We start from the raw sequence: 25,293 nt of genomic DNA, 5'->3' as shown, positions 1-25,293 counted from the left end.
CTCCCCTAATAAGTGGCCACCCGGCGTCGGACAAAACGGTCTACATACTCGTCGGCCGGATGGTGAAGAATATCCGCGGGGGCGCCGACTTGAATCAGTCGGCCGTCCCGAAGGATTGCAATGCGTTTGCCCAGCCGGACGGCTTCGTCCAGGTCGTGGGTGATGAACACGATGGTCTTGTGCAAGTTGTCTTGCAGGGCCAGCAACTGGTCCTGCATTTCGGCGCGAATCAGCGGGTCCAGCGCGCTGAAGGCTTCGTCCATGAGCAGCACCTGGGTGTCCGCCGCCAGCGCCCGCGCCAGGCCCACGCGCTGGCGCATGCCGCCCGACAACTGCGCCGGCCACGCCTTTTCGTAACCCTGCAAGCCCACCGCGGCAATCCAGTGCGCGGCGCGCTCGGCACACTGCTGGCGGCTTTCGCCGCGCACCGCCAGGCCGTAGGCTACGTTTTCCTGCACCGTGCGATGGGGCAGCAGGCCGAAGCCCTGGAACACCATGCTCACCGTATGCCGGCGAAATTCGCGCAGGGCCGCACCGTCGTAGCCGAGAATGTCCTGCCCGGCCACCAGCACCTGCCCACACGTGGGGTCGATCAGCCGGTTGAGGTGGCGCACCAGGGTCGACTTGCCCGAGCCGGACAGGCCCATGATCACGAAGGTCTCGCCGCGCTCCACGGTCAGCGACAAGTCATCCACGCCAATCACGCAGCCGGTGGCCGCCAGTACCTGGTCTTTGCTGGCCCCCTCGCGGCGCATGGCCAGGGCCGCCTCGGGCCGCGCACCGAATACCTTGGACACATTGCGCACCTCGATCATGGGTGCACCTGGTGGCGCGGACGCCCGTAGGCCTGGGTGATGCGGTCGATGACCACGGCCAGGATGACAATGGCCAGCCCCGCCTCCAGGCCCTGGCCGATGTTCAGCGTCTGAATGCCGGTCAGCACGTCCTCGCCCAACCCCCGCGCACCAATCATCGAGGCAATCACCACCATGGACAGCGCCATCATGGTGGTCTGGTTGACGCCGGCCATGATGCTCGGCATGGCCAGCGGCAACTGCACACCGAACAACTGCTGCCAGCGGCTGGCACCAAAGGCGTTTACCGCCTCCATGACTTCGCGGTCCACCTGGCGGATGCCCAGGTCGGTCAGCCGTATCAGCGGTGGTGCGGCGTAGATCACCGTGGCGAAGATGGCCGGCACCTTGCCTAGGCCGAACAGCATCAGTACCGGAATCAGGTACACGAAGCTGGGCAGGGTCTGCATCACGTCCAGCAACGGCATCAACACCGCCCGCAAGCGGTTGCTGCGCGCGGCCAGCACACCCAGCGGGATGCCGATCAGCACGGCAATCACAGTGGCCACCAGCATCAGCGCCAGCGTCTGCAACAGCTTGTCCCACAACCCCACGGCCCCGACCAGGAACAGTAACCCCATGATCACCACTGCACTGACTACCCGGCGTGTGGCATGCAGCGCGATGCCGCCCACCACCAGCAGCAACAGCCACCAGGGCAATAGACGCAAGCCGCTTTCCAGGCGCACGATCAGCCATAACAGCGAATCGGACACGTGCCGGAAAAAGTCGCCATAGCGGGTCACCAGGACATCGACGCCGCGGTTGACCCAGTCGGCGATGGAGAAGGTCAGGTTATCGGGGAACATGGGCGGCACTCACACGTCAGAAGGTTCCCTGAGGTATAGCCTTCCCCGCTGGCACCGGCACCGGCGACTGCTCATCAGGCAGGATCAGGCGCTCTGGCACTGCACCGTGCCAGCGCTTGGCAACCAGGTAATACATGACCGCAGGCACCACCAGGCCGATGATCCAGGAAATGTCCGTGTCACCAAGGCTGGCCACCAGCGGGCCGGTGTAGAAGTGCGTGGAAATGAAAGGCATCTGGATCAGCACGCCGATCACGTAAATAGTGATGCCGGGGATGTTCCAGCGCCCATAACGGCCATCGGGGTTGGACAGCGCAGGAATGTCATAGCGCTCTTTGGTGATGCAGTAGAAGTCCACCAGGTTGATGGCGCTCCAGGGCGTAAAGAACGCCAGCAGGAACAGGATGAACGCCGAGAAGTCCTTGAGGAACGAGTCCTTGCCCAGCACCGCGAGCAAGGTCGCCATGCCCACCATCAGGAAGATGTAGGTCAGGCGCAGGGCGCTGGAGATGTGGCGGTTGCCCCGGAAGCCGCTGATGATGGTGGCAATTGACATGAAGCTGCCGTAGGCATTCAGGGTGGTGACCGTGACCTTGCCGAATGCCACGCTGAAATACAGCAGCGCGGCGACTGCGCCGGTGCCGCCCAGGCCGACGATGAACGACACTTCGTGGTGGGCGAACTGCGAACCGGCCAGGGCTGCGGCAAATACACCGAACACCATGGACGCCTGCGCACCGATCACCGCGCCCAGGCCCACGGCCCAGAAGGTACCGGCCACCGGGGTTTTGCTTGGCAGGTAGCGCGAGTAGTCGGCCACATAAGGGCCGAAGGCGATCTGCCAGGACGCCGACAGGGAAATCGCCAGCAGGAAGCTGCTCAGGGAGAAATGCTTGTTGCCCAGCAGCGCACCGATGTCGTTACCGGCCAGCAGCTTGTAGAACAGGTACATGAAGGCGATCACCCCCAGCACACTGGCGATGCGGCCGATCAGGTGGATAACTCGATAACCGAAGATGGTCAGCACCACGATCAGCGCGGCGAAGATGACGATGCCCTTCCAGTCATCCACCTGCAGCAACTGGGCAATGGCCTGCCCCGCCAGCAACGAGCCGCTGGCCGAGAAGCCGATGTACATCAGGCACACCAGCACCAGCGGAATCACCGCCCCGTACACACCGAACTGCACGCGGCTGGAAATCATCTGAGGCAGGCCCAGGCGCGGCCCCTGAGCCGCATGCAAGGCCATGACCCCACCGCCCAGCAACTGGCCTGCGAACAAGCCCACCAGCGACCAGAACACATCGCCGCCCAGTACCACGGCCAGGGCGCCGGTGACGATGGCGGTGATCTGCAGGTTGGCACCCAGCCACAGGGTGAACTGGCTGAATAACCGACCATGGCGCTCGGATTCAGGGATGTAGTCGATTGAGCGTTTTTCGATCAATGGCGCGCTTGCAGCACGGTCAACTGAACCAGCCATACAACGATCCTCGGGTTAGGTAGCGTTTACTCGGCGTTACGCTGCTGATGGCTGGACACGAACTGGCGAAAACGCTCGGTCGGCAAGCCTTCGAACAATTGGGCGGGGGTGCCTTCGCAGTCGATCTGGCCCCCTTGCATGAACACCACGCGGTTGGACACATGGCGCGCGAAGCCCATTTCGTGGGTGACCACCAGCATGGTCCGGCCTTCCTCGGCCAGGGAGCGCATCACCCGCAGCACCTCGCCCACCAGCTCCGGGTCCAGGGCCGACGTGGGCTCGTCGAACAGCATCACTTGCGGGTTCATGGCCAGCGCCCGGGCAATGGCCACGCGCTGTTGCTGGCCGCCCGACAGATGCGCCGGGTAGTAATCGCGGCGCTCGTACAGGCCCACCTTGTGCAGCAGTTGCTCGGCCTCTTCCACGCACTCGGCACGCGAGCGCTTGAGCACCCGCATCGGGCCTTCGATGACGTTCTGCAGCACAGTCATGTGCGACCACAGGTTGAAACTCTGGAACACCATGCCCAGCTTGCTGCGCATGGCTTCCACCTGGCGGCGGTTGCCTGGCAGCAGGCGGCCGTCGCGGTGGCGCTTCATTTCGATGGCTTCGCCGTCCAGGACAATGCTGCCCTCATCGGGGGTTTCCAGCAGGTTGATGCAGCGCAGAAAGGTACTTTTGCCCGAACCGCTGGCACCGAGAATGGAGATCACGTCGCCCTTGTGGGCGTCCAGAGAAATGCCCTTGAGCACCTGGGTTGCACCGAAGGCCTTGTGAATATTGGCGACCGACAGGGCGGTCTGGAATTGAGTACTCATGACAAGCTCCGCTGCAATCAGGAATGGGGGGTGGCGTCAGGCACCGGCGTCGCCGGCAAGCCCTGGGGGCGTTCGCGCAGGTGCGGCGACAGCCGGTGCTCAATCCAGGCCACGGCCCGTACCACGAGGAAATTGAGGATCAGGTAGATCAACGCCGCGCAGATGAACACTTCCATGGTGCGGTAGGTACGCTGGATGATCTGCTGGGCCACGCCGGTCACGTCCCATACGGTGACCAGGCTGGCCAGGGCAGTGGACTTCACCAGCAGGATGGCCTCGGTGGAATAGGCCGGCAGCGCCTGGCGCAGGGTGACCGGGCCGATCACGCGGTACAGCAGGGTCCAGCGGTTCATGCCCACCGCCTGGCCGGCTTCGATCTGGCCATGGGGCACGCTTTGCAGGCCGCCACGGATAATCTCGGCGGTGTAGCCCGCCGTGCACATGGCCAGCGATACCACGGCGCAGCCGTAAGGCGACTTCAGCACCACCCAGAGGAAACTGTCGCGGATGGCCGGGAACTGGCCCAGGCCGTAGTAGATCAGGAACATCTGGATCAGCAGCGGCGTGCCACGGAACAGCATGATGTAGAAGCGCGCCGGGTAACTCAGGAACCACCAGCGGCTGACGCGCATGGACACCACGCCCAACGACAGGATCAGGCCCAGCAGCAGGGACGAGAAAAACAGCGTCAGGGTGGTGGGCAGAGCGCTCAGCAGCTTGAGCATGGTGTCGGCGAGAAAGGCAAAGTCGATCATCGGTGTTTCCCCTTCTCAGGACTGCGTCGGGTTGCGGCGCTGGGTGCGCTGCACGCGGGATTCGGCAAGGTGGAACAGGCGGCCCGACAGCCCGGTGAGGATCAGGTAGCACACCCCGCCGACGATGTAGAACGTGAAGTACTGGCGGGTGGAACCGGCCGCCACCTGGCTGGCGCGCATCAGCTCCACCAGGCCGATCACCGAGATCAGCGCCGAGTCCTTCAGGCTCATTTGCCAGACGTTGCCCAGGCCCGGCAGCGCGTAACGCCAGATCTGCGGAATCAGCACGCGGCGTATGCGCATGCCACGGCTCATGCCGATGGCCAGCGCCGCTTCCAGTTCGCCCTTGGCCACCGCAATAAATGCCCCACGGTAGACTTCGGCCTGATACGAGGCCGAAATAAGCCCCACCGCTATGGCGCCCACCAGGAACGGCGGCACGTCCACGTAGCCCTGGCCACCAAACCAGTGGTCGATCGCCGACACCACGCTGGCGCCGCCGAAATAAAACAGGTAGATCACCAACAGTTCAGGAATCCCTCTGAACAGGATCGAGTAGACATCGCCCAGGTACCGCAGGCTGCGCTGGCGCGAGAGTTTCGCCGCCGCCACCAAGCTGCCCACCAGGGCGCCGATCAGCAACGCCGCCAGGGTCAGCAGCAGGGTCATGGCCGCTGCCTTGAGCAGCGCCATGCCCCAACCGGTGTCACCGAAGCTGAGCATTTGCAAGAGATTCATGACGTTCACCCCAACACTTCAATCGTTGAACACCCGGCGCCCGCAGGCGCCGGCCAGGCCGCCTTACGACTTGGGCGTGAGGTCGAGCTTGAACCACTTCTCGCTGAGCTTTTTCACCGTGCCGTCGGCCAGGGCTTGCTTAAGGGCCGCGTCGAACTTGGCCTTCAGGTCCGGGTCTGCCTGGCGCAAACCCAGGGCCTCGCCTTCGCCCCAGATCGGGCCGCCAATCTGCGGGCCGGTGTAGGCCAGGTTCTTGTTTTCTTCCTTGGCCTTGAGCGAGTCCAGGAAGGTCACATCATCGAACGCCACGTCAATGCGCCCGGCCTGCAGGTCGAGAATGGTGTCGGCCGAGGCGTTGTACTCACGGATGGTGGCAACGTCCTTGAAGTGGTCATCGATAAACGGGGTGTAGATGGTGCCCGAGGCGATACCGATGGTTTTGCCCTTCAGCGCCTTGCGTAGGCCTTCGATGGCCTCGCTGATCTGCTTCTCGTCGGTGCCCAGGGTGATTTCGTTCGCCGCGCCGGTCTTGCCTGGCAACATAGTGGCGTCCAGGGCCACGAAGCTGGCGGGGGTGCGTGCGTAGGGAATGGAGAAGGCCATGACCTTCTTGCGGTCATCGGTGATGACCACGGCGTCCATCAGCACATCGAATTTGCCGGCATTGAGGCTGGCGATCATGCCGTCCCAATTCTGCACGGAAATGTTGCATGTGATTTTCATGCGCTGGCAGAGGATGTCCATCAGCTCCGGTTCGAAGCCACTGATCTTGCCGCCAGGCAGGGTGACGTTCCACGGCTCGTAGGAGCCTTCGGTGGCGATGTTGACCGAGGTCCAGTCCTTGGCCTGCGCCAGGGGCATGCCTGCCAATAACACTGCGCCCAATGCCAATGAACCCAATAACTTGAATTTCTGCGCCATCGTTAACCTTCCTGCAATGTCGAATGAGAGAAAGTGTTACATGCCCGCACCAGGCAATTATCTATGCTTGTACATACAAGCAAATTGGAAGCCAATGTCTGTGCCCTGATAGATCTGTACTGCACTCTGTGGGAGCGGGTTCTACCCGCGAATGCCGCACCGCGACATTCCTGATAACCCGCGGTGCCCTTTTCGCGGGCAGAGCCCGCTCCCACACCGATTCACTGACCAAGGCCCAGGCTGGCTCATCAGCCTTTGAGCATAGGCAGGTTCAGGCCCTGCTCCTTGGCGCAGTCGATGGCGATCTGGTAACCGGCGTCGGCGTGGCGCATGACGCCGGTTGCCGGGTCGTTGTGCAGCACGCGGGCAATGCGCTCGGCGGCTTCATCGGTACCGTCGCAGACAATGACCATCCCCGAGTGCTGGCTGAAGCCCATGCCCACGCCACCACCGTGGTGCAGGGAGACCCAGGTAGCGCCGCTGGCGGTGTTCAGCAGGGCGTTCAGCAAAGGCCAGTCAGACACGGCGTCGCTGCCGTCCTGCATGGCCTCGGTTTCGCGGTTGGGGCTGGACACGGAACCGGAGTCCAGGTGGTCACGGCCAATCACTACGGGAGCCGACAACTCGCCACGGCGCACCATTTCGTTGAATGCCAGGCCCAGCTTGGCGCGCTGGCCCAGGCCAACCCAGCAGATACGCGCCGGCAGGCCCTGGAAGCTGATGCGCTCGCGCGCCATGTCCAGCCAGTTGTGCAGGTGGGCATCGTCCGGGATCAGTTCCTTGACCTTGGCGTCGGTCTTGTAGATGTCCTCGGCGTCACCCGACAGCGCGGCCCAACGGAACGGACCGATGCCGCGGCAGAACAGCGGGCGGATGTAGGCCGGTACGAAGCCGGGGAAGTCGAAAGCATTGGCCACGCCTTCGTCCTTGGCCATTTGGCGGATGTTGTTACCGTAATCGAAGGTCGGCACGCCCTGTTTCTGGAAGTCGAGCATGGCTTGCACGTGCACGGCCATGGACTGTTTGGCGGCCTTGACCACAGCGGCCGGCTCGCTCTGCGCACGGTCGCGGTACTGCTCCCAGGTCCAGCCGGCCGGCAGGTAGCCGTTCAATGGGTCGTGGGCGCTGGTCTGGTCGGTGACCATGTCGGGGCGCACGCCACGCTTCACCAGCTCCGGCAGGATTTCGGCGGCGTTGCCCAATAAAGCGATGGAGATGGCCTTGCCTTCGGCGGTGTACTGGGTGATGCGCGCCAGGGCGTCGTCCAGGTCGCTGGCCTGCTCATCTACATAGCGGCTGGCCAGGCGGAAGTCGATGCGGCTCTGCTGGCACTCGATGTTCAGCGAACTGGCGCCGGCCAAGGTCGCGGCCAGCGGCTGCGCGCCGCCCATGCCGCCCAGGCCTGCGGTCAGCACCCACTTACCTTGCAGGCTACCGTTGTAATGCTGGCGGCCGGCTTCGACGAAGGTTTCGTAGGTGCCCTGGACAATGCCCTGGCTGCCGATGTAGATCCAGCTGCCCGCGGTCATCTGGCCGTACATGGCCAGGCCCTTGGCATCCAGTTCGTTGAAGTGTTCCCACGTGGCCCAGTGCGGTACCAGGTTGGAGTTGGCGATCAGCACCCGGGGTGCGTTGCTGTGGGTCTTGAACACGCCCACCGGTTTACCCGACTGCACCAGCAGGGTTTCGTCGTCGTTGAGGTGGGTAAGGCTCTCGACGATCTTGTCGTAACATTCCCAATTGCGCGCGGCACGACCGATACCGCCGTACACCACCAATTCCTTGGGGTTTTCGGCTACTTGCGGGTCTAGGTTATTCATCAGCATGCGCAGCGGCGCTTCTGTCAGCCAGCTCTTGGCGGTCAGCTGGGTACCGCGGGGGGCACGGATTTCAACGTCACGGAATTTGTTTTGGGCATTGTCAGTCACGAACGAGACTCCTCAGCTTTGAGTGCACTGTTCCGTGCACGTATTTACTTGTACATACAAGCATATGCAATTGAGTGGCCAAGTTTTCGGACGGGGTTTGAAAAAGGCGTGCGAGCCAGGTGGTGGGCGGGTTCTGCAGAGGGCGTGGCGGTTAGGCGGGGGAGGATGGCGGTGTTACTGGTGGAGCGTTCTGCGCTGCCATGGGGCAATCAGTAACATTTTGGTGCGCCCTGATTGGGTCTTACATCAATCAGCAACCTGGGAGCGGGCACTGCCCGCGAAGCAAGTACCGCGCAGTATCGACAACGCGCGGTGTTCTTTTCACGAGTAGAACCCGCTCCCACGCAAGACCGCAGCAACAGACGCGAGGACGGGTGAACGATTCAAGCGGGGGAGATTTCGATCAGGCAGCACTGGCCATCGATATTCAGCTCCACAAGCCCATCGGTTTCGATCTGCAGGCAGTCATACAGCCCGAGGATCTGCGCCGAGGTGTTGGCCTTCACAGTCAGGGTGTCAGCCACGCTGAACACCAGCACCGTGCGCGCCGCCGTGAACAGCCGTTGCGGCGCGTCCAGCCATTGCAGCCGCGCGCGGTAAAGCGCTGGCGAGTAGATCAGGTTGAAATCGCGAATGGCGCCGCCCACCAAGGTGCATGCGGTGGCGCTGTCACCCTGGAAAGCAAAGGCATCGAAAGGCTGCAACTCACGACTGTCGGTGCCGTCGACGGTCAGTACCATGCCGGTACCCTGCAACACGGTGATGACCCGCTGATAGCCGGCAAAGCTGGAAAACCCGCCAGACTGGCCAATGTCGGCAATCGACAGGCGCCAGCCAAAGCCCTCGAGGCCGTCGCCGCCGTCACGGGTGATTTCCTCGGTGCTGCCGCCGCCATTTTTCCATGGCATGCGGGGGTAATCAGCGGCGCGCAGCAGCTTGAATGAACTCATTTGCTGAACCGTCCTTCCAGGCGATGGCGGGAACCGGGGTGGATCAGGCGCGCGGCGGTCACCGGCGTGCGCCCCGACCAGGTTCGGCGGCGAATCAACAGGCATGGCTCGCCGGGTTCAATCTGCAACAGTTTGCATTCCGAGGGCTCGGCCAGGATCGCCTCGACCACGTGTTCACCTTCGGTCAACGGTGCAACGCGGGTCAGGTAAGCGTAGGGCGTTTCACTGGTGAAATCCTGCTTGAGGTAGTCAGGGGCTACCACCGCGTTGACGTAACGGTCTTCGATCTGCACTGCAATGTCGTTCTCGAAGTGCACGATCAGAGAGTGAAACACCTTCTGCCCCTCGCGCATGTCCAGCGCCAGCGCACGCTCGGAACCAGCAGCCTCCTCGACCAGCAGGACCACCTGGCAGCGATGGCGATGACCGCGCGCGGCGATTTCATCGGCGATGTTGTGCACCTCGAACAGCGCCGACTGGCTCTTGGGCTCGGCCACGAACGTGCCCACGCCTTGCATGCGCACCAGCAGGCCCTCGGCGGTCAATTCACGCAGTGCGCGGTTGATGGTCATGCGGCTGAAACCCAGCTGGCTGACCAGTTCGCTTTCCGACGGCACGCGGTGATGCGGCGGCCAGGTACCGTTCTGGATCTGCTGGGCGATCATCTGTTTGACACGGGCGTAGAGCGGTGCCGGACTTTCGCCCATCTGGGCAACCAGTGGAGAAACAACGGGCGGAGTCGGCACGGGAAATCCTTCTGGTAAGCAAATTCGAAACGATAGATGGATAGCTTGCCGCAGTTTACCGAGCAGGCAAACGTCTGTATATGTATATACAAATAAACCTGATGAGGTACGTGTCGATGTCCGCTTTCTTTGCCGAACGCGCGTTGTTGCCAACCGGATGGGCTGAAAATGTCCGCATCGAGGTGGGCACCGACGGCCTGATCACGCTGCTCCAGGCCAACGCCAGTGCCGAGAATGCCACGCCTCTGAAGGGCCCGCTGCTGCCGGGCATGCCCAACCTGCACTCCCATGCGTTCCAGCGCGCCATGGCTGGGCTGGCCGAAGTGGCCGGCAACCCCAATGACAGTTTCTGGACCTGGCGCGACCTGATGTACCGCCTGGTAGGCAAGATCAGCCCCCAGCAACTGGGGGTTATCGCCCGCCAGCTGTACATCGAGATGCTCAAGGCCGGCTACACCTCGGTGGCCGAGTTCCATTACGTGCATCACGATGTCAGCGGCAAGGCCTACGCCGACCCCGCCGAGCTGTCCCGGCAAATCAGCCACGCTGCGGCCACCAGCGGCATCGGCCTGACCTTGTTGCCGGTGCTGTACAGCCACTCGGGCTTTGGCGGCCAGGCACCCAATGAAGGCCAGCGCCGCTTCATCAACAGCACCGACGGCTACCTGGCATTGCAACAACGCCTGGCCCCTATCCTCGCCGAGCAACCGGCGCAGCAACTGGGGCTGTGTTTCCATTCGCTGCGGGCGGTCACCCCCGAGCAGATCAGCCAAGTGCTGGCCGCCAGCGACGCTACGTGCCCGGTGCATATCCACATTGCCGAGCAGATGAAAGAGGTCAACGATTGCCTGGCCTGGAGCGGCAAGCGGCCACTGCAATGGCTATACGACAACGTGGCGGTGGACCAGCGCTGGTGCCTGGTGCATGCCACCCATGCCGATGCCGACGAAGTGCAGCGCATGGCCGCCAGCCGCGCGGTGGCCGGGCTGTGCCTGACCACCGAGGCGAACCTGGGCGACGGTATTTTCCCGGCCGTGGATTTCCTGGCCCAGGGCGGGCGCATGGGCATTGGTTCCGACAGCCATGTGTCGCTGAGCGTGGTGGAAGAACTGCGCTGGCTGGAATACGGCCAGCGCCTACGCGACCAGCGCCGCAACCGCCTGTATGGCAAGGACCAGCCCATGGTCGGCCGCACCCTGTACGACGCCACCCTGCAAGGCGGCGCCCAGGCGCTGGGCCAGGCCATCGGCGAATTGCGCGTGGGCGCGCGGGCGGACTGGTTGGTGCTGGATGGCAGCGATCCTTACCTGGCCACCGCCCAGGGCGATGGCATTCTCAACCGCTGGCTGTTCGCCGGCGGGGATCGTCAGGTGCGGGATGTGTGGATCAATGGCAAGCAGGTGGTGAGCGAGGGGCGGCATGCCCAGGAGCAGGAAAGCGCCGTGGCATTCGCCCAAGTACTGCGCGACCTCCTGAACTGACAAGCGTCAATGTGGGAGCGGGCTCTGCCCGCGAAAAGCACGCCGCAGAGGACGACCAGATGCTCCTTGTCGTGATCTTCGCGGGCAGAGCGCGTTCCCACAAAAATCAGCCTATTTGCCGATCTCTGCGTCTTTGGCGCGCCAGATCAGCTTGGTCGTGTCAAAGCCCTGCTGCTGCGCCTTGGCCAGCAGTTCTTCGCGCACGTCCTTCGATACCGTAGGCGTGCGCGACAGCAGCCACAGGTATTTACGGTCGGGGTTGCCAACCACGGCCTGCTTGTAGTCGTCGCTCACGTAAAGAATCCAGTAGTCGCCCTTGGCCACGCCCGGCAGGATCTTCGAGAACCAGTTGTCGAATACCACCCACAATTTGTCGGTTTTGCCCGGCACCTGCGGCGAAGCGGTACCGGTGGCCTCTTCCCAGTCGCCCTTCATGGTGCGACAGCGGTTCAGCACCGCCACGTTGCCATCGGGCTTGAGGCGGTAATGGGCCTCGGACTGGGCACAATTGCGCTGGAAGAACATCGGCAACCGCGCCAATTCATACCAGGTACCCTGGTAGCGCTTGAGGTCCACATTGTCCACCGTGCGCGGCGCCAGCGGGTCATCGCCGCGGTTGGCACAACCGGCCAGCAATGCACCGGCCGCCAGGCCACCCAACAGCCAACCCACCAGTTTGATACGGCTCATTTCAGACCCTGCCCCGAGTACATCACCACTTTCTCACCGGCGTACTGCACGCTGATGAAGCTATTTTTGTCACCCCAGGTGCAACTCGACATGCCCAGCGCGCCCGAACAATCGGTAGGGCTGCCCAGCAGTTTCTCGACCTCTTGCTTGTTCATGCCTGCCTTGATCTGTGAATAGTTTTCCTGGTTGATCTTGTTGCACGCAGCAAGCAGTACGCAAAACGACAGCAGGGCGATGGAACGCAAAGACATGAAAGGTCACTCCTGGACAATAAGGCCGGCTTGGCTGCCAGCTTGAGCTTAGAAGAGAAAACCGCGATCTGGTTCCCCAGCGCCCCAGGCATTTATGCCAGCCCTTGTCCGCCCGCCGGTCGACTCACCAAACCGTACATTAATCTTCGGTAAATTTGTGCCGACAGTAGATAGCGCTATCTGCGTCTATCTGGCAGATTGCCACCCCTGTTTGACCAGCCCCCTTGCGCACAGATCAACCCCATGACAAAAAACCTGAAATTCAGCCACAAGATCCTGATCGCAGCGGCCCTTATCGTCGCCCTGGCGTTCGCCTGCTTCATGCTGTTCAACGACTATCGCCAACGTGCCACCTTGCACGAAAGCACCGATGCCTCGATGAAACAGCTGGGCACCCTGACTACCAGCAACATTCAGACGTGGCTGGAAAGCCGCATCCAGTTGTTGCAGTCCCTGGGCCAGCAGGTTGCCGTGGACGGTGACTCGGCCCAAAGCCTTGCGCGCAGCGTGGCGTTGCCGGCTTACTCCAGCAACTTCCAGCTCACCTATTTTGGTGGCCAAAACGGGGTGATGTTCTCGGTACCGGCCGGCAACCGCCCTGCCGACTATGATCCGCGCCAGCGAGGCTGGTTCAAGGCGGCCAATGCGGCCCAGCAGACCATCGTCACCGAACCTTACATCGCCGCCTCGTCGGGCAAACTGGTGATCACCATCGCCACCCCGGTGCGCCATGACAACCAGTTCATCGGCGTGGCCGGTGCGGACATTGACCTCACCAACGTCAGCGACATCATCAACTCGCTGAACTTTGGCGGCCACGGCCACGCGTTCATCGTGACCGGCAACGGCAAGATTCTCATTCACCCGGACAGCAAACTGGTACTCAAGACCCTGGCCGAGGCCTACCCGCAGGGCGCACCACAGGTCAGCCCGGGCATGAAGGAAGTGGAACTCGACGGCAAGGCGCAGTTTGTTTCCTTCACCCGCGTGAACGGTGTTCCGTCGGCCGACTGGTACGTGGCACTGGTGCTGGACAAGGACGCCGCCTATTCCATGCTGGGTGAATTCCGCAATTCGGCGCTGGTGGCCACGGTGATTGCCGTGGTGATCATCATCGCCCTGCTGGGCCTGCTGATTCGCGTGCTGATGGAGCCGCTGCACGTGATGGGCCGCGCCATGCATGACATCGCCGAAGGTGAAGGCGACCTCACCAAGCGCCTGACCATCCATGCCCAGGACGAATTCGGCATGCTGGGCAACTCGTTCAACCGTTTCGTGGAGCGTATCCACGAATCGATCCGCGAAGTGTCCTCGGCCACTGGCCGGGTCAACGAAGTGGCCTTGCAGGTGGTCAGCGCCTCGAACTCCTCGATGCTCAACTCCGACCAGCAGGCCAGCCGCACCAGCAGCGTGGCCGCTGCCATCAACGAACTGGGCGCCGCCGCCCAGGAAATCGCCCAGAATGCTGCCCTCGCCTCCCAGCACTCAAGCGACGCACGCAGCCTGGCCGAAGATGGTCAGCAAGTAGTGAACAAGACCATCGAAGTGATGGGCCAGCTGTCGGCGAAGATCAGCGACTCGTGCGGCAATATCGAGACCCTGAACGCCAACACGGTGAACATCGGCCAGATCCTGGAAGTGATCACCAGCATTTCGCAGCAGACCAACCTGCTGGCACTCAACGCCGCCATTGAAGCGGCCCGTGCCGGTGATGCCGGCCGCGGCTTTGCCGTGGTGGCCGACGAGGTGCGCAACTTGGCCCACCGCACCCAGGACTCGGCGCAGCAAGTGCAGAAAATCATCGAGGAACTGCAAGTGGGCGCCCGTGAAGCGGTGGGCACCATGACCGAAAGCCAGAGCCAGAGCGAACAAAGCGTGAGCATTGCCAACCAGGCCGGCGAGCGGTTGGGCAGCGTGACCCAGCGTATCGGCGAGATCGACGGCATGAACCAGTCAGTGGCCACCGCTACCGAAGAGCAGACCGCCGTGGTGGAAGCCATCAATGTCGACATCACCGAGATCAACACGCTGAACCAGGAAGGCGTGGAAAACCTGCAGTCGACGCTGCGCGCGTGCAGCGACCTGGAACAGCAGGTCACGCGGCTGAAGCATCTGGTGGGCAGTTTCCGCATCTAAACAAAAATGCCCCCAGCGCTGGGGGCATTTTTTTTGCGCGCTTTTAGCTGACTGCTGAGAAAACCTGTTCTTGTGGGAGCCGGCTCTGCCCGGGAAAAGAACAACGCATTTCGTCAGCCGCTACGCGGGGCCATCTTCGCGGGCAGAGCCCGCTCCCACACAAAAGCCAGCGGCTCCATCAGAGCGGTTTATTCCTTGTGGTACGCGGTTACGCGCTCCACTTCCTGCTTGGACCCCAGGAACACCGCCACACGCTGGTGCAGGCCTTCAGGCTGGATGTCGAGGATGCGCTGGTGACCGTCGGTGGACGCACCACCGGCCTGTTCCACCAGGAACGACATCGGGTTGGCTTCGTACATCAGGCGCAGTTTGCCTGGTTTCTCTGGCTCACGGCTGTCACGCGGGTACATGAACAGGCCGCCACGAGTCAGGATGCGGTGCACGTCGGCCACCATCGAGGCGATCCAGCGCATGTTGTAGTTCTTCTTCAACGGGCCTTCCTCACCAGCGGTCAGCTCGCTGACGTAACGCTTCACCGGGGCTTCCCAGTGGCGCTGGTTGGACATGTTGATGGCGAACTCGGCGGTGGTTTCCGGGATGCTGATGTCTTCGTGGGTGAGCACGAAGCTGCCCATCTCGCGGTCCAGGGTGAAACCCTTGACGCCGTTGCCCAGGGTCAGGATCAGCATGGTCTGCGGGCCATAGATGGCGTAGCCGGCGGCGACCTGCTCGGTGCCCTTCTGCAGGAAAGCCTGCTCGTTGAGGCTGTCGTTCTGGGTCAGGTACTCGGTTGGGCAGCGCAGTACCGAGAAAATGGTACCGACCGACACGTTGACGTCGATGTTGGACGAGCCGTCCAGCGGGTCGAACACCAACAGGTACGCGCCTTTAGGGTACTGGCCAGGGATCTGGTAGGCATTGTCCATTTCCTCGGACGCCATGCCGGCCAGGTGGCCGCCCCATTCGTTGGATTCGAGCAGGATGTCGTTGGACAGCACGTCCAGCTTCTTCTGCACTTCACCCTGCACGTTTTCAGTGCCCATGCTGCCCAGTACGCCGCCCAGGGCGCCCTTGGACACAGCGTGGCTGATCTCTTTGCATGCGCGCGCCACCACTTCGATAAGGAAGCGCAGATCGGCAGGGGTCTTGTTGCTGCGGGTCTGCTCGATCAAATAGCGACTCAAGGTAACGCGGGACATGGACGGCTCCGGAGAATGGGGTGGGAAAAACCCGCGCAGTTTACAGGCTCATTGAAAACCTAGCGAGCGATAGGGGCGCGGTTCCAGCCCTTCAGACAGGGCTGTAACGTTAAAGGTTCACGCCACCCGCTCAAGCGTAGTCCGAAACCGACCACAGGTGGCGCGTATGGCCTCATCGCCCGCTGGGGCGCGCACGCACCAGGCTGAACGCCATGGCCGCCAGCGCCAGCACGCCGACCACCAGCACCAGCCACAGGCTGAAGCGCTTCCAGTTCGACGCCGAGGCGGCCGGCGCCGGTGGCGCGACGATCACCGGCGTAATGGCCGGCTCAGCAACGCCAAGGGTGGCCAGGCGCTGCTCATCGCCGTCGGGTATCAGGGTGCCCAAGGGCAGTTGCGCACCGATGGCGTTGGCGTTGCCGATGGCCAATCGATAAGGCCCTGCGCCGCGGGCCAGGAATACTAACTGAACCGGCCGCACCGCCACCCGCAGCACCGGCGCCTCGGCACCCAGGCCGCCGCCACGGTCGTCCACCTGCAACTTGAGCTGGCGCAGGGTTTCACCGCGCATGGGCAGTTCGTTTTGCACCGCGTCCTGGCCGTTCTGCGTCAAGCGGTAGAGCAAGCCACTTTCCAGCGGCTCCCAGCTGCCATTGAGGTCATAACGGCCAAACAGGTCCACGGGGGCCAGGCTGTTGGGCTGGGCCAGGCCGATTTGCACGCGCTCCACGGCCAGGGCGGCCGGTAGCGTCCAGGTGTACTCGTCGGCCTTGGCGCTGCTGCCCGTGATGGGCTCTGACCACACCAGTGCGGGCGGAACACGGCTGCTGGCGCTGCTTTGGACCAGCACCTGGCTGAGCACCGGCGCCGACTGCGGCACCTGCCATAACAGGCGCAGGTAACGGGCCGGCTGCGTGGGCAGGCTGACATCGTGCTGCTCGATGCGCTCATCGGCGAACGACAGGCGTGCCACCTGGCCATCGCCCCATGAGCGCCAATGCTGCAGGTCATCGCTGGCTTCGATGCTGAAGCGCTGGAAGCCTTCGCGCTCGCTGCTCCAGTCCAGGCTCAGTTGGGTCAAGGGCTCGGTGATGGCGCTGGTGTCCAGCAACCAGCCCCGCAGCACCTCCTCGCCCGCCTCCAGTTCTTCCTCGGGCTGCACTTCGATGAGGCTGCCGTTGGGGCCGGTCTGGATGCGCACCTTGGGGGTGGCCAGCGCGGTTTCGGCGGCGTCGTACAGCGGGAACCACTTCACGCTGGCCTGGTGCTCACTTTGCTGATGACGCACCGGCTCGCGCACCAGGGCGTAGGCCATGGGCTCGCCGGCGGCATTGAACACGCGCACATCGGACAGGTCGGCCTGGCGGGCACCCAGTTGCACTGCCAGGGGCAGGTCCAGGCGATACCAGGGGCCCTGGCCGCTGACGGTCAAGGGCACCTGATTGGCGTAATCACCCAGTTGCTCCTGGGCCATGGCCGACAGCGCGGCAAACAGGCCCATCACTCCACACCATGCTTTGATCATGTGCCCCATATCAGCAATCGGCCCCCGCCGGTTCTATGCGCCGTGGCGGCAGCGGCGCGAAATAACCGACCACCAGCAACAGTACGCCCACGCCAATGAACGAGACAATCCGCGCCAAACCGCCGTGGTTGCTCAATTCGACAAAGAACAGCTTGGCCACCACCACGGCGATCAACCCCGCCCCCACCAGCCACACGTCACGCCGGCCGCGAAAATGACCGCCAATCATCAGGCCCAGGGCCAATAACGTCCAGACAATGGACAGGCTGGCCTGCACCAGCATGGACGCCAGCAACGCATCCAGATCATAGGGCAAGCCGGCATAGTGGTGGGCAGTGCGCATGACCATGCCGGTCAGCACGGCGAACGCGGAAGCGGCCAGTTTCCAGGTCACCGGGCCACGCATGTGCAGGCTGCGCAAGCGGCTGTCGAAGCGACGCGCCCAGGTGAACATGGCGTAGAGCATCACCAGCAAGCCCAATTCCAGCGGGTTCGCCAATGGCACATAAGGCAGCGGGTCGGCCGAACCGTCGCTGAAGAAGTTGGCCAGCCATAGCCACGCCAGCATCACCCAGGCCAGGGGCCAGGCGGCCCACCAGCGATAAGCCTGTGGGTAACTGCCCAGCGGCCAGGGCCATTGGCGCTCGCTGGCGGCCAGCAACAGGAACAGTGCCGGGAACACGGCCCAGCCCAGCCAGCGCCAGGCGTTGTAATAGCCGCAAAGCAGCTCCAGCCCGTAGCTCAGCTCAAGCGACAGCAAGACAATCAGCAACCAGGCGCCCAGTACATGGCTTGCGGTCAACACCCGGGCGTTCACCCAGTCAGGCAGGCGACGCAGCGACCAGAAGTGCGCCACCAGCACCAGCGGCCAGGCCAGCCAGCCCATGCGAGCCGACACGTGAAAGCCGTGGCGCCAGCCCAGCGGTAACAGTAACCACGCCAGGGGCACCAGCGCCAAGGCCACATACGCCAAGCCCGACCAACGCAGGCGCGGTGCCAACACAGCGGCCAAGGCCGCACTGGCGCTGAAGGCGATCAACACGGCCGCCGTGTCCCACGGCCACTGCACAATGCGCGGCACACCGGTGACGCACGCCAGCAACCACCACACCGCGCCCCACAGCAGCAGGGCCGTGGCCAGCGCAGTGGCCGGACGCTCAACGTGCTGGCGCCAGGCGCAGACCAGCCCCGCCACTGCCAGCAACAGGGCACTGAAGGCAAAGTCGCCGGTGGGCGTCACGAAGGGCGAGTCATTCCAGTCCAGCAGGCAGAAAACCGCCGCGCCCAGTTGCAGCAGCAAGGCGAATGCGCGTGCCAGGCGCCGCTGTTGGCGCAGGCCAAGCCAATACAGGCCGGCGCCTTCCAGGGCCCAGGCGCTGCTGGTCCAGCGTGCATCCAGGCCCAGCGCAATCGCCAGGCTGGTGAAAATCACCGCCAGGGCCAGGCAGGTCTCGGTGAGCAGCATGGCCCGCTGCGGCGCTCGTCGCGCCAGCATCCACGCCAACACCATGTAAATGGCCCCCAGCCCAAGCGCGCTGAAGGCTGCGCCAAACTCCAGGTGGCGGATCAGCGCCCATTGCAGGCCAAAGCCCACCAAAGGCGGCCCGAACAGGATGGTGCCATGCACATAGTCGCCCTGGCGCGCCGCCCAGCGCAGCAGGGTGGCGCGGTCGGCGTCCGCCGGTGGCTCGGGGCTGTCGAGCAGGGTACGGCGAGCGAACAACAGGCCGATAGCCAAGTACATGGCGAAGAACAGCCACAGGAATGGCGCGGTGCTCCAGAACAGCTCCGGCGTGTAGGCGCGTGCACCCCACGCAAAGCCGATGCCGAAGGTGCCCACGAAGCCGATCAGGTTCAGCAAGCGCCATGCCTTGAACCAGGCGATGGCGAGAATGCCGGCGTCAAGCAGGGCAAAATAAGTGAACAGTGCAACGTGGCTGCCATCGCCGGTGGAAGCCAGAACAGGCGCGGCAAAGCCACCCAGTGCAGCAGCGCAGGCCAGCCCCAGAGCGTCCTGCAACACCGCTAGAATGGCCGAGAACACGGTCACCGCCACCAACAGGGCCATGGCCGGGCCGGGCTCGATCAGTGAATGCAGACGCATGGCGGCGAACACGGTGAGGTACAACACCGCCACCCCCGCCCCCTGCATCAGCAAGCCATAGCCACGACGCCTGACCCGCAGCCACCAGCCAAGGCCCAGCAAGGCCAGGGCGCTGGCGGCAACGCCGGCGTAGCGCATTTCAATGGGCACCACGACGTTTTCGGTGGCGTAGCGCAACAGGAAGGCCAGGCCCAGGAACAACAGCACCAGGCCCACGCGCAACACGGTATTGCCGCCCAGCAACCAGCCCCGGGCAGCGCTGAAGGCCTTGCTGAAGATATCCGGCCCTGAGGGCTGGGGCGCCCGGGCAGACCAGGCGTGCACCGCTTCAGGGGCAGGTACGGGCGGGGTAACAGGTAGCTCCCACTCCAGCGCGGCTGCATCGGCGATGGGTTCGCAAGGCACAGGGACAGCCGCCGCGGCGCCCCCTTCCAGGGCGTGCAGCCGCAACTGCATGGCGGCGAGCGCCTGCTGCGTTTCCTGCAATTGCACGCGTTGCTGGCCGCTGCGACGCGCCAGCGAGCCCACGCGAAAAGCCAGGCCGGAAACCAGGCCCAGCAGGCCGCCCACTAGCGCGCCTTCGACTGATTCGTCGAAAGCGCCACCCAGCGCGAGGCCCAGCAACAGCAATACCCATTGCATGATCGATTTCCCTAACCGGTGTCATAAGTCCTTGGTAGGGCGACAGTATATCGATTAGGCCAGTATTTGCTGACGGATATCCCAACAACCAGGCGCTGCCATAAAGGGCTATTCATTAAGGGCCCACTCCCACCAGAGCCCACTCCCACATGGCATGGCTGCTTTCAGCAGATGAGTCAGGTTACTCCAGCGCGTTCCAGATCTCCTCGGCGTATTCGCGGATGGTGCGGTCGGAGGAGAACCAGCCGGTGCGCGCGGTGTTGAGCACGGCCGAGCGCCACCAGTGGGCCGGGTCGTGCCACAGGTCTTCCACACGCTTCTGGGCATCCCAGTAGCCATCGAAATCGGCGCATACCAGGAAGCGGTCGTAGGCGATCAAGCCATCGATAAGCCCGGCATAACGAGACGGATCGTCCGGGGAAAACACGCCGCTGCGAATTGCCTGCAACACATCGTTGAGGCGATGCGAGGCAGAAATATCGCCGCCGGCATTGAACTCTCCGGCGCGTTTGCGGGCTTCCACCTGCTGGGAGGTAAGACCGAAAATGAACATGTGCTCGGTGCCGATGCGCTCCGCCATCTCCACGTTGGCACCGTCCATGGTGCCGATGGTGAGCGCACCATTGAGGCCGAACTTCATGTTGCTGGTACCGGATGCCTCGTAACCGGCAGTAGAGATCTGCTCGGACAAGTCCGCCGCCGGAATGATGCTTTCCGCCAGGCTGACGTTGTAGTTGGGCAGGAACACTACCTTGAGCAAGCCGCGCACCGTGGGGTCATTGTTCACCGTGCGGGCGATGTCGTTGGCCAGCTTGATGATGAGCTTGGCCTGGTGGTAGCTGGCAGCCGCCTTGCCGGCGAATATCTTCACCCGTGGCACCCAACTGGTACCCGGCTCGGCACGTATGGCCTGATACAGCGCCACAGTGTGCAGCAGGTTGAGCAACTGGCGCTTGTACTCGTGGATACGCTTGACCTGTACGTCAAACATCGCTTCGGGGTTGATGGCGATACCCAGCCGGTCCTGGATGATCCGCGCCAAGGCTTTCTTGCTGGCCAGCCGCTGGGCGGCGAAGGCCTTGCGAAAGTCGGCCTTCTCGGCGAACGGTTCCAGGGCAATCAGGCGCTGCTCCGGATGGTCGAGCACCTCCACGCCCAGGGCATCCACCAGCATGGAGGTGAGCTGGCCATTGGACTGGAACAGCCAACGGCGGAAGGTGATGCCGTTGGTTTTGTTGTTGATGCGGTCCGGGTACAGCTTGTGCATTTCGGCGAACACCGTGCTGCGCATCAGCTTGGTGTGCAACGCCGACACGCCGTTGACACTGTGCGAGCCCAGGAACGCCAGGTTACCCATGCGCACCCGGCGGCCGTTGTCTTCCTCGATCAGCGACACCGCACGCAGCACGTCGAAGTCATGGATGCCTTTGGCCCGCAGTGAATCGATGTGGTAGGCGTTGATCAGGTAGATGATCTGCATGTGCCGCGGCAACATGCGCTCCATCAGGCCCACCGGCCAGGTTTCCAGGGCTTCAGGCAACAGCGTGTGGTTGGTGTAGGCCAGGGTGTTGACGGTGATGTCCCAGGCGGTGTCCCAGGCAATGCCGTGGGTGTCCACCAACAGGCGCATCAACTCGGCCACGGCAATGGAGGGGTGCGTGTCGTTGAGCTGGATGGCGGCGCCGTCGGCCAGGTTCAGCAGCGAAGGGTGGATGTTCTGGTGGCGGCGCAGCAAGTCCTGCAACGACGCCGACACGAAGAAGTATTCCTGGCGCAGGCGCAGTTCCTGCCCCGCCTCGGTGCTGTCGGCCGGGTACAGCACCCGCGAAATGCTCTCGGCGCGAGCTACCTCGGCCACGGCACCCAGGTGGTCACCGGCGTTGAAGCGTTCCAGGTGCAGCTCTTCCAAAGCCCGTGCACGCCACAGGCGCAAGGTGTTGACGCTGGAACCACGCCAGCCCACCACGGGCGTGTCATACGCAACCGCCCGCACCGTCTCGGCGGGCCACCACACCTGTTTCTGCTGGCCGCCGGCGTCCTGAACGGTTTCCACGTGGCCGCCGAAGCTGATGGGGTAGATCACCTCAGGGCGTTCAAACTCCCAGGGGTTGCCGAAGTCCAGCCAGTTCTCGGTCTGCTCCTGCTGCCAGCCATCGACAATGGCCTGGCGAAACAGCCCGTGCTCGTAGCGAATGCCATAGCCGTGGGCGGCAATACCCAGGGTCGACATGCTCTCCATGAAACACGCCGCCAAGCGCCCCAGGCCGCCGTTGCCCAGCGCCGCATCGGGCTCCAGCAGGCGAATGCGCTCAAGGTCCACGCCCAGTTCGGTCAGCGCTTCTTTGGCGATATCCAGCAGCCCCAGGTTGCTGAGGCTGTCGTACAGCAGCCTGCCAATCAGAAATTCCAGGGAAAGGTAGTACACCCGTTTCTGCGCCTTGCGATAAATTTGCCGGGTGTGGTCCATCCAGTGCTCGACCATATGGTCGCGGGCCGCCAGGGCAATAGCTTCGAACCAGTCGTGATCAAAGGCATGATCAGGGTCTTTACCTACCGCATAGGTGAGTTTGGCGAGTACAGCGGCGCGAAATTCAGCCACCTCGGCGTCACGTGCAAGCGGTTCCTGAGACATTGATGCGTCCTCTGGGAAATTGACGGATTTTAAGCAGGGGGTTGTCTGAGCCTAGACGGTTCGACACAAGGCGAAAGGTCAGGTTCGCGCTTTTATGTAAAAGCTGTGAGACAAGCCGGATGAAACCGGCAAATGGTTGTTCACAATTTCACCAGTACCGGTATCATCGCGCGCCCGATCACCCCGAAACCCGAACCTGATGAAGACCACCCTGATTGCCGCTGCCGAACTCGATCGCCTCGAAACCTGGCAGAAATTCACCCAGCCGATGTGCGGCGCCTGCATTTCTTCCTGCTGCACCCTGCCGGTGGAAGTGAAGGTCAAGGACCTGGTGCGCATTGGCGTGGTCGACGAGTTCGAGCTGGGTGACCCGCCGAAAAACATTGCCAAGCGCCTGCAAAAGGACGGGATTGTCGAGCGCTTCAACCAGAAGTCGGGGATCTTCACCCTGCAGCGCATGAGCAACAACGATTGCCTGTACCTGGACCGCAAGAGCCGTATGTGCACCATCTACGACAAGCGCCCCGACACTTGCCGCAACCACCCACGCGTGGGCCCGCGGCCAGGCTACTGCGCCTACAAGCCAAAAGCCGCCACCTTCTGATCCCATCCGTGCAGGAGCGGACTGCGTCCGCGAAACTCGCACCGCGCAATGCCACATACCGCAGTGCCTGGTTCGCGGACACGGTCCGCTTCTACAGGGTTATCGCTGATTCATCGGCATAAAAAAACGCCCCCGGCCTTTCGACCGGGGGCGTTTCTCATTCAGCTAAGGCTAGTGGATCAAACCTTGGCTTTCTTGGCAGCGCGGGTACGCTCGCTTTCGTCCAGGATCTTCTTGCGAAGACGGATGGACTTAGGCGTAACTTCGCACAGCTCGTCTTCCTGGATGTATTCCAGAGCCTGTTCCAGGGTGAAGCGAACAGGTGGAACCAGGGCGATGGTTTCGTCTTTACCCGAAGCACGCATGTTGTCGAGCTTCTTGCCCTTGGTAGGGTTGACGCCCAGGTCGTTGTCGCGGCTGTTCTGGCCAACGATTTGACCGTTGTAGATCTCCTGGCCGTGTTCTACGAACAGCTTGCCACGAGCCTGCAGGGTTTCCAGCGAGTAGGTCAGAGCCTTGCCGGTTTCAACCGAAACCAGAACGCCGTTCTGACGGCCCGACATGTGGCCCGACTTGACGGTGTCGTAACGGTCGAAAATCGAGGTCAGGATGCCAGCACCGTTGGTCAGGGTCAGGAACTGGTTACGGAAACCGATCAGACCACGAGCAGGGATGTTGTATTCCAGACGAACACGGCCTTTGCCATCCGGCACCATGTTGGTCAGGTCGCCCTTACGCAGGCCCATCTCTTCCATGACCTTGCCCTGTGCTTCTTCAGGGATGTCGATGGTGACGTTTTCGAACGGTTCCTGCTTGACGCCGTTCACTTCACGAATGATCACTTCCGGACGGCCCAGGGCCAGCTCGAAGCCTTCGCGACGCATGGTTTCGATCAGTACCGAGAGGTGCAGCTCACCACGGCCGGAAACCTTGAACTTGTCGGCCGAGTCGCCTTCTTCAACGCGCAGAGCAACGTTGTACAGCAGCTCTTTGTCCAGACGGTCCTTGATGTTACGCGAGGTCACGAACTTGCCTTCTTTACCGCAGAATGGCGAGTCGTTTACCTGGAAGGTCATGGAAACGGTTGGCTCGTCGACGGTCAGCGGCTTCATGGCTTCGACGGTCAGTGGGTCGCACAGGGTGTCGGAGATGAACAGCTCGTCGAAACCGCTGATGCAGACGATGTCGCCGGCAGCTGCTTCTTCAACGTCCACACGGTGCAGACCGTGGTGACCCATCAGCTTCAGGATACGACCGTTGCGACGCTTGCCGTCAGCGCTGATCGCTACAACCGGGGTGTTAGGCTTGACGCGACCGCGAGCGATACGGCCAACACCGATGACGCCCAGGAAGCTGTTGTAGTCCAGTGCCGAGATCTGCATCTGGAACGCGCCGTCACGGTCAACGGCAGGAGCCGGAACGTGATCCACGACCGCCTGGTACAGCGGGGTCATGTCTTCAGCCATGTCGGCGTGGTCCAGGCCGGCGATGCCGTTGATGGCCGAGGCGTAGACGACTTTGAAGTCCAGCTGTTCGTCGGTGGCGCCCAGGTTGTCGAACAGATCGAAGATCTGGTCCAGAACCCAATCAGGACGCGCGCCCGGACGGTCAACCTTGTTGATCACGACGATTGGCTTCAGGCCGGCTTCGAAAGCCTTCTTGGTCACGAAGCGAGTTTGCGGCATAGGGCCGTCTTGAGCGTCAACGAGCAGCAGCACGGAGTCAACCATCGACATCACGCGCTCAACTTCGCCACCGAAGTCGGCGTGGCCGGGGGTGTCGACGATGTTGATGTGGTAGCCATTCCAGTTGATGGCGGTGTTTTTCGCCAGAATGGTAATACCGCGCTCTTTCTCCTGGTCGTTGGAGTCCATCACGCGCTCGTCGTTGAGCTCGTTGCGCTCCAGGGTGCCGGATTGACGCAGCAGTTTGTCTACCAGGGTGGTTTTACCATGGTCAACGTGAGCGATGATGGCGATGTTACGTAGATTTTCGATCACTTGTGTATCTCGATCAGAGGATTCGGT

General features: G+C 62.7%; 20 protein-coding genes and 1 pseudogene. 4 read left to right on the top strand and 17 right to left on the bottom strand.

Translation table 11 applies throughout. The features are described 5' to 3' along the window. Positions 1-5 precede the first annotated feature (5 nt). The 10 genes from PMM47T1_RS09240 to hutC form a co-directional block, all read right to left on the bottom strand. Entirely contained in the window at positions 6-815 is an 810-nt protein-coding gene (locus PMM47T1_RS09240) for a quaternary amine ABC transporter ATP-binding protein (RefSeq protein ID WP_008367947.1), read from the bottom strand. Next, the gene (locus PMM47T1_RS09235; RefSeq protein WP_008367945.1) at positions 812-1,663 is read right to left on the bottom strand and encodes an ABC transporter permease; all 852 of its coding nucleotides are present in this window, start codon (positions 1,661-1,663) and stop codon (positions 812-814) included. The genes PMM47T1_RS09240 and PMM47T1_RS09235 overlap by 4 nt, the downstream gene beginning before the upstream one ends. A 16-nt stretch (positions 1,664-1,679) precedes the next feature. Continuing rightward, complete coding sequence (locus PMM47T1_RS09230) at positions 1,680-3,146, bottom strand: purine-cytosine permease family protein (protein WP_008367943.1); 1,467 nt, start codon at positions 3,144-3,146, stop codon at positions 1,680-1,682. 26 nt (positions 3,147-3,172) lie between these two features. Next, positions 3,173-3,964 (bottom strand): ABC transporter ATP-binding protein, encoded by a 792-nt coding sequence (locus tag PMM47T1_RS09225; protein ID WP_008367941.1) that lies wholly within the window; start codon positions 3,962-3,964, stop codon positions 3,173-3,175. A 17-nt stretch (positions 3,965-3,981) separates the two neighbouring features. Continuing rightward, a complete protein-coding gene (locus PMM47T1_RS09220) occupies positions 3,982-4,719 on the bottom strand; it encodes an ABC transporter permease (RefSeq protein ID WP_008367940.1) in 738 nt (245 codons plus the stop codon). Between the two features lie 15 nt (positions 4,720-4,734). Then, the gene (locus PMM47T1_RS09215; protein ID WP_008367938.1) at positions 4,735-5,457 is read right to left on the bottom strand and encodes an ABC transporter permease; all 723 of its coding nucleotides are present in this window, start codon (positions 5,455-5,457) and stop codon (positions 4,735-4,737) included. A 63-nt stretch (positions 5,458-5,520) separates the two neighbouring features. Beyond that, positions 5,521-6,378 carry a transporter substrate-binding domain-containing protein gene (locus tag PMM47T1_RS09210; protein ID WP_008367936.1) on the bottom strand — a complete coding sequence of 286 codons (858 nt, stop codon included), beginning with the start codon at positions 6,376-6,378 and terminating at the stop codon, positions 5,521-5,523. A gap of 248 nt (positions 6,379-6,626) precedes the next feature. Next, a complete protein-coding gene (gene hutU / locus PMM47T1_RS09205; RefSeq protein ID WP_008367934.1) occupies positions 6,627-8,306 on the bottom strand; it encodes a urocanate hydratase in 1,680 nt (559 codons plus the stop codon). 383 nt (positions 8,307-8,689) lie between these two features. Beyond that, positions 8,690-9,256 carry a HutD/Ves family protein gene (locus PMM47T1_RS09200; protein WP_008367932.1) on the bottom strand — a complete coding sequence of 189 codons (567 nt, stop codon included), beginning with the start codon at positions 9,254-9,256 and terminating at the stop codon, positions 8,690-8,692. Next, positions 9,253-9,963, bottom strand: a complete 711-nt coding sequence (hutC, locus tag PMM47T1_RS09195) for a histidine utilization repressor (protein WP_050990401.1) — start codon at positions 9,961-9,963, stop codon at positions 9,253-9,255. Before hutC ends, PMM47T1_RS09200 begins: the two co-directional genes overlap by 4 nt. Positions 9,964-10,118: 155 nt before the next feature. On the opposite strand from hutC, the gene PMM47T1_RS09190 reads away from it, so the two are divergent. Continuing rightward, positions 10,119-11,483, top strand: coding sequence for a formimidoylglutamate deiminase (locus PMM47T1_RS09190; RefSeq protein WP_008367928.1), 1,365 nt, complete (start codon positions 10,119-10,121; stop codon positions 11,481-11,483). A gap of 111 nt (positions 11,484-11,594) precedes the next feature. On the opposite strand, the gene PMM47T1_RS09185 is transcribed toward PMM47T1_RS09190, so the two are convergent. Both PMM47T1_RS09185 and bamE read right to left on the bottom strand, forming a co-directional pair. Then, a complete protein-coding gene (locus tag PMM47T1_RS09185) occupies positions 11,595-12,173 on the bottom strand; it encodes a lipocalin family protein (protein ID WP_008367926.1) in 579 nt (192 codons plus the stop codon). After that, positions 12,170-12,424, bottom strand: a complete 255-nt coding sequence (gene bamE, locus PMM47T1_RS09180) for an outer membrane protein assembly factor BamE domain-containing protein (protein ID WP_008367924.1) — start codon at positions 12,422-12,424, stop codon at positions 12,170-12,172. Before bamE ends, PMM47T1_RS09185 begins: the two co-directional genes overlap by 4 nt. Positions 12,425-12,667: 243 nt before the next feature. Between bamE and PMM47T1_RS30815 the strand changes: the two are divergent. Together PMM47T1_RS30815 and PMM47T1_RS30810 are read left to right on the top strand one after the other, a co-directional pair. Continuing rightward, positions 12,668-13,705, top strand: a pseudogene (locus PMM47T1_RS30815) (HAMP domain-containing protein); the annotation flags it as partial. Positions 13,706-13,795: 90 nt separating this feature from the next. After that, positions 13,796-14,560 carry a methyl-accepting chemotaxis protein gene (locus PMM47T1_RS30810; RefSeq protein WP_425225301.1) on the top strand — a complete coding sequence of 255 codons (765 nt, stop codon included), beginning with the start codon at positions 13,796-13,798 and terminating at the stop codon, positions 14,558-14,560. A gap of 188 nt (positions 14,561-14,748) precedes the next feature. Here the strand turns inward: PMM47T1_RS30810 and PMM47T1_RS09170 are convergent, their stop codons facing one another. From PMM47T1_RS09170 to PMM47T1_RS09155, 4 genes are all read right to left on the bottom strand, one after another. Continuing rightward, positions 14,749-15,759, bottom strand: a complete 1,011-nt coding sequence (locus PMM47T1_RS09170) for a class 1 fructose-bisphosphatase (protein WP_008367920.1) — start codon at positions 15,757-15,759, stop codon at positions 14,749-14,751. Between the two features lie 172 nt (positions 15,760-15,931). Continuing rightward, a complete protein-coding gene (locus tag PMM47T1_RS09165; protein ID WP_008367917.1) occupies positions 15,932-17,260 on the bottom strand; it encodes a DUF3999 domain-containing protein in 1,329 nt (442 codons plus the stop codon). Between the two features lie 34 nt (positions 17,261-17,294). Then, positions 17,295-20,030, bottom strand: a complete 2,736-nt coding sequence (locus PMM47T1_RS09160) for a DUF2339 domain-containing protein (protein WP_008367915.1) — start codon at positions 20,028-20,030, stop codon at positions 17,295-17,297. 181 nt (positions 20,031-20,211) lie between these two features. Next, positions 20,212-22,662 carry a glycogen/starch/alpha-glucan phosphorylase gene (locus PMM47T1_RS09155; RefSeq protein WP_008367912.1) on the bottom strand — a complete coding sequence of 817 codons (2,451 nt, stop codon included), beginning with the start codon at positions 22,660-22,662 and terminating at the stop codon, positions 20,212-20,214. A 196-nt stretch (positions 22,663-22,858) separates the two neighbouring features. Between PMM47T1_RS09155 and PMM47T1_RS09150 the strand changes: the two genes are divergently transcribed. After that, positions 22,859-23,266, top strand: a complete 408-nt coding sequence (locus PMM47T1_RS09150; protein ID WP_043300898.1) for a YkgJ family cysteine cluster protein — start codon at positions 22,859-22,861, stop codon at positions 23,264-23,266. Positions 23,267-23,445: 179 nt separating this feature from the next. Here the strand turns inward: PMM47T1_RS09150 and typA are convergent, their stop codons facing one another. Further along, entirely contained in the window at positions 23,446-25,266 is a 1,821-nt protein-coding gene (typA, locus tag PMM47T1_RS09145; RefSeq protein WP_008367908.1) for a translational GTPase TypA, read from the bottom strand. Positions 25,267-25,293: the final 27 nt, after the last annotated feature.

Origin of the sequence: Pseudomonas sp. M47T1 (genome assembly GCF_000263855.1) — a bacterium.
In the GTDB taxonomy this organism is placed as follows: domain Bacteria; phylum Pseudomonadota; class Gammaproteobacteria; order Pseudomonadales; family Pseudomonadaceae; genus Aquipseudomonas.
Note: the sequence above shows the minus strand (reverse complement) of the source record. Positions and strands in the feature narration are given on the sequence as shown.

Coding starts and splice junctions, on each gene's coding strand:
- PMM47T1_RS09235 (WP_008367945.1), bottom strand. CDS start 1,663: ATGTTCCCCGATAACCTGACCTTCTCCATCGCCGACTGGGTCAACCGC.
- PMM47T1_RS09185 (WP_008367926.1), bottom strand. CDS start 12,173: ATGAGCCGTATCAAACTGGTGGGTTGGCTGTTGGGTGGCCTGGCGGCC.
- PMM47T1_RS09220 (WP_008367940.1), bottom strand. CDS start 4,719: ATGATCGACTTTGCCTTTCTCGCCGACACCATGCTCAAGCTGCTGAGC.
- PMM47T1_RS09190 (WP_008367928.1), top strand. CDS start 10,119: ATGTCCGCTTTCTTTGCCGAACGCGCGTTGTTGCCAACCGGATGGGCT.
- hutC (WP_050990401.1), bottom strand. CDS start 9,963: ATGGGCGAAAGTCCGGCACCGCTCTACGCCCGTGTCAAACAGATGATC.
- PMM47T1_RS09210 (WP_008367936.1), bottom strand. CDS start 6,378: ATGGCGCAGAAATTCAAGTTATTGGGTTCATTGGCATTGGGCGCAGTG.
- PMM47T1_RS09240 (WP_008367947.1), bottom strand. CDS start 815: ATGATCGAGGTGCGCAATGTGTCCAAGGTATTCGGTGCGCGGCCCGAG.
- PMM47T1_RS09215 (WP_008367938.1), bottom strand. CDS start 5,457: ATGAATCTCTTGCAAATGCTCAGCTTCGGTGACACCGGTTGGGGCATG.
- PMM47T1_RS30810 (WP_425225301.1), top strand. CDS start 13,796: ATGCTCAACTCCGACCAGCAGGCCAGCCGCACCAGCAGCGTGGCCGCT.
- PMM47T1_RS09225 (WP_008367941.1), bottom strand. CDS start 3,964: ATGAGTACTCAATTCCAGACCGCCCTGTCGGTCGCCAATATTCACAAG.
- PMM47T1_RS09230 (WP_008367943.1), bottom strand. CDS start 3,146: ATGGCTGGTTCAGTTGACCGTGCTGCAAGCGCGCCATTGATCGAAAAA.
- PMM47T1_RS09160 (WP_008367915.1), bottom strand. CDS start 20,030: ATGCAATGGGTATTGCTGTTGCTGGGCCTCGCGCTGGGTGGCGCTTTC.
- PMM47T1_RS09170 (WP_008367920.1), bottom strand. CDS start 15,759: ATGTCCCGCGTTACCTTGAGTCGCTATTTGATCGAGCAGACCCGCAGC.
- PMM47T1_RS09165 (WP_008367917.1), bottom strand. CDS start 17,260: ATGGGCCTGTTTGCCGCGCTGTCGGCCATGGCCCAGGAGCAACTGGGT.
- PMM47T1_RS09155 (WP_008367912.1), bottom strand. CDS start 22,662: ATGTCTCAGGAACCGCTTGCACGTGACGCCGAGGTGGCTGAATTTCGC.
- bamE (WP_008367924.1), bottom strand. CDS start 12,424: ATGTCTTTGCGTTCCATCGCCCTGCTGTCGTTTTGCGTACTGCTTGCT.
- PMM47T1_RS09200 (WP_008367932.1), bottom strand. CDS start 9,256: ATGAGTTCATTCAAGCTGCTGCGCGCCGCTGATTACCCCCGCATGCCA.